We start from the raw sequence: 4,399 nt of genomic DNA, 5'->3' as shown, positions 1-4,399 counted from the left end.
CAATTGTCCAATCTGAGAGTGCTTTCCCTCTATAATACTCAGCTCACCTCCATCCCAGAGGCGCTCGGGCAATTGTCAAATCTGACAGAGCTTGACCTCGGTGGCAATCAGATTACCTCCATCCCAGAAGCACTCTGGCAATTGTCCAATCTGAGAGTGCTTTCCCTCTATAATACTCAGCTCACCTCCATCCCAGAGGCGCTCGGGCAATTGTCCAATCTGACAAAGCTGGAACTCGGTAGCAATCAGATTACCTCCATCCCAGAAGCACTCTGGCAATTGTCCAATCTGAGAGTGCTTAACCTCTATAACAATCAGCTCACCTCCATCCCAGAGGCGCTCGGGCAATTGTCCAATCTGACACAGCTTTACTTCTATAATAATCAGCTCACCTCCATCCCAGAGGCGGTCTGGCAACTGTCGAAGCTGACAAAGCTTTCCCTCTGGAAGAATCAGATTACCTTCATCCCAGACGCACTTGGGCAATTGTCAAATCTGACACAGCTTAACCTCAGTGAAAATCAGATTACCTTCATCCCAGACGCACTTGGGCAATTGTCAAATCTGACACAGCTTTCCCTCTGGAAGAATCAGATTACCTTCGTCCCAGAGGCGCTGGGGCAATTGTCCAATCTGACACAGCTTTACCTCAGTGAAAATCAGATTACCTCCATCCCAGAGGCGGTCGGGCAATTGTCAAATCTGAGAGAGCTTTCCCTCCATACCAATCAGCTCACCTCCATCCCAGAGGCGCTTGGGCAATTGTCGAATCTGACAGGGCTTTACCTCAATAACAACCAGATTACCTCCATCCCAGAGGCGGTCGGGCAACTGTCGAAGCTGACAAAGCTTAACCTCAATGAAAATCAGATTACCTTCATTCCAGAGGCGGTCGGGCAACTATCGAATCTGACATGGCTTTGCCTCGATAACAACCAGATTACCTCCATCCCAGAGGCGGTCGGGCAACTATCGAATCTGACATGGCTTGTACTTAGTGAAAATCAGATTACAGTTATCCCAGAGGCACTTGGCAAACTGTCGAATCTGACATGGCTTGTACTTAGTGAAAATCAGATTACAGTTATCCCAGAGGCACTTGGCAAACTGTCGAATCTGACAAAGCTTTACCTCAGTAACAATCAGATTACCTCCATTCCAGAGGCGCTTGGCAAACTGTCGAATTTGACAGACCTTGACCTCAATGACAATCAGATTACCTCCATTCCAGAGGCGCTTGGCAAACTGTCGAATTTGACAGATCTTGACCTCAGGGGCAATCAGATAACCAAAATCCCAGAGGCGCTCGACCAACGGCGTTGCTGGATACAGGTATAAATTCAAGATTTCGCAATTGCTATAAACCAAGTCGGGTGAGTTTTGTAACTTCCGATCAAAGGTGCTTCATACCGTGAATCAGCAACGTCCGACCAACTGCCTAATCTGAAAATAGATAGCTGAGGGAGCTGTAACAGTTTCTACCTCTAAATGGGAAATTTAATATTCTGACCGCACCCTCGCACTTCCAAGCCCTAAGTAGGGAAAATTGAGTTTCCCCGCCTACTTCCTAGACAAGTGCTAGGCAGTAACATACTAGGTAACATACCTTTAGCGGGATTTTTGTCAGGGGCCGCAAGATTTGGCTTAAAAGCCCAGGGCTTATTTTCGGGCCCTGCAAAAATAGCCGCAATCCCGCCCGGAAGGGCATCCCATTTATAGAAATGGTTGCGGGGGTAAATGAGCAGTCGTACAGAAACTTACGCTAAGGCTGAGACTTTTACTGGATAAGCATTCTGGGAACTACTCTTTTTATCTCTCAAAAACTTAAAGAGTTAAAAATTAAACTGTACCAATTAGAGCATAAATTTTTTGGTACAGCTTTTTTGTACGGCACAGTAAGGATTTGAGACTTTTAAGTTTCAGACAGATCGATTAGTACAGATTTATAAGAGGCGAACGCAATATTCAAAACGACTAATCAATTCCTTAGCGTAAGTTTCTGTACGACTGCTCATTTCACCCCGATGTCAAAGTTAAACCAACCATTTTCATAAAAGGCTGTCAAATTTTGAGTGGTGTAATTTGGAGTGGAGAAAATGGGTATACTGAGCTCATGTTAGAACAGCTTACACCATAAGCTATTTAGGATAAAAGCCCTGAACCAAATAATCTCTCTCAAATCTTGAGTGGTGTAATTTGGAGTGGAAAAAATGGGGGCGTTGCATAATGTTCGTATGAATTGAAATCAATTGAGGATGCAATGCCCAGAATGCGGTTGCACCCATATTCGTAAAAATGGGAAGAAACAAGGTAAACACTGATCACATTTCTGTATTGCAAGATACTGCGCTATTCCCAATTAGAAGAACTACTGAGACACTCAATTAGATTGTTACTACATTATCTGAAATTCTGGGATGTTCCGGTTCCTCAATAATTCATACCGCTATTGAGCAACGCCAAGTTTGGAGTCCTATAAGCCCAGTAGGATGAGTTTTGTAACTTTCCAAAAAAGTTGACTCATACCGTGAATCAGCAACGCCCAATTTTGATATTACCCATTGCACAGTTGTGCAAAAATAACTACCTTCACGAGCAACAGGAAATACAAACTCAAGCAATTAAATTGGCACAAACTACTCTAGTTTCATCCCATTTGTTTATTTAGGATATTAATTAAGCAAACAGAGTTGGGATTTGAAACAAATTATCCAAACTCAACATTTAGGAACCAATCCATAATAAAAAAGGAGAGCGACCTGGCTACATTTTTTGATGCAAACTCCGATGGTGGCTATCAGTTTACATTTATAAATCACTCAAACAGACCAATACGATACGATCTCCGTAATTATGACTGGTTTAATCGTTTTTCGGCGTTGCTGATTCACGGTATGAATCAACTTTTCGCTTGATGTTACAAAACTCACCCTACTTGGCTTATAGCCATTCCGAAACCTTGAATTCATACCTGTATTCAGCAACAGCAAAATGGGTATACTGAACTCATTTTAGAACAGCTTACACCATAAGTTATTTAGGATAAAAGCCATAAACCAAACAATCTCTCTCAAATCTTGAGTGGTGTAATTTGGAGTGGAAAAGATGGGTATACTGAGTTCATGTTAGAACAGCTTACACCATAAGTTATTTAGGATAAAAGCCCTGAATCAAACAATCTTTTTCAAATCTTGAGTGGTGTAATTTGGAGTGGAGAAAGTGGGTATACTGAGCTCATGTTGGAACAGCTTACACCATAAGCTATTTAAGATAAAAGCCCTGAAGCAAACAATTTATTTTAAATCTTAAGTGGTGTAATTTGGCGTAAAGAAAATGGGTATACTGAGCTCATGTTAAACAGCTTACACCATAAGCTATTTAATAAGATAAAAGCCATGAACCAAACACTCTCTGTCAATGCCAAGAGTTTGTAACACGGTTTCAAGAACGTCGGGCTAAAGTCAGCTAACGTGTTGGCGATATCTTTACTTTTGACATCTACCACATTTTAGGAGATGCTAATGAATTACTCCCAATTGATGAAATTGACTTCGATAGGATTGGTCAGCATTCTGTTACTGGGAATATTGCGTCAGTTGCAAATTAGTGGAAATGAACCTTTCTTATGGCTCGTGCAGAAACAACGGGGCGATAGTGAACGGACATTTGCTAATTGGTGTTATGAAAAGGCTTCTTTGAGTCCTGAAACTAAACATACTGTTGAGGTGTTGTTGAAGAAAGCGGGAACTACTGAGTGCAAGGCGGCTGCTCGACAACTTTCGAGTCTCACGAAACTAAAGCTCGACAAAAATCAAATCCGTGACATCAAACCGCTAGCATCTTTGACTCACCTGGATTGGCTCTCCCTCGACAACAATCAAATCAGCGACATCAAACCGCTAGCATCCTTGACTAAACTGAATTACCTCGCCCTCACCCACAATCAAATCAAGGACATCAAACCGCTAGCATCCTTGACTAAACTGAATTACCTCTGGCTCGACAAAAATCAAATCCGTGACATCAAACCGCTAGCATCCTTGACTAAACTGAATTACCTCTCCCTTGACAGCAATCAGATCGGGGATATCAAACCGCTAGCATCCTTGACTAAACTGAATTACCTCTCCCTCGACAGCAATCAGATCGGGGATATCGAACCGCTAGCATCCTTGACTAAACTGAATTACCTCTCCCTCGACAGCAATCAGATCGGGGATATCGAACCGCTAGCATCCTTGACTAAACTGAATTACCTCTTGCTCGACAGCAATCAGATCGGGGATATCGAACCGCTAGCATCCTTGACTAACCTGACTTCGCTCAACCTCAACAACAATAAAATCAAGGACATCAAACCGCTAGCATCTTTAGGCTCCTCCCATAATTCTTGTGGGGT

At 42.6% G+C, this 4,399-nt stretch carries 2 protein-coding genes and 1 pseudogene; all 3 read left to right on the top strand.

The window, feature by feature from the left end; translation table 11 throughout:
• Nucleotides 1-1,338: leucine-rich repeat domain-containing protein (locus tag QUB25_RS28975; RefSeq protein WP_333188834.1), on the top strand; the 1,338-nt coding region annotated here is incomplete at its 5' end.
• Nucleotides 1,339-2,329: 991 nt separating this feature from the next.
• Nucleotides 2,330-2,437, top strand: a pseudogene (locus QUB25_RS28970) (IS1 family transposase); the annotation flags it as partial.
• A gap of 1,084 nt (nucleotides 2,438-3,521) precedes the next feature.
• On the top strand, nucleotides 3,522-4,399 hold an 878-nt coding region (locus QUB25_RS28965; RefSeq protein WP_333188833.1), incomplete at its 3' end, for a leucine-rich repeat domain-containing protein.

Origin of the sequence: Microcoleus sp. B3-D7 (assembly GCF_036705305.1) — a bacterium.
GTDB lineage: Bacteria > Cyanobacteriota > Cyanobacteriia > Cyanobacteriales > Microcoleaceae > Microcoleus.
The sequence above is the reverse complement of the archived record's forward strand: the minus strand, read 5'-3'. Positions and strand labels throughout refer to the sequence as shown.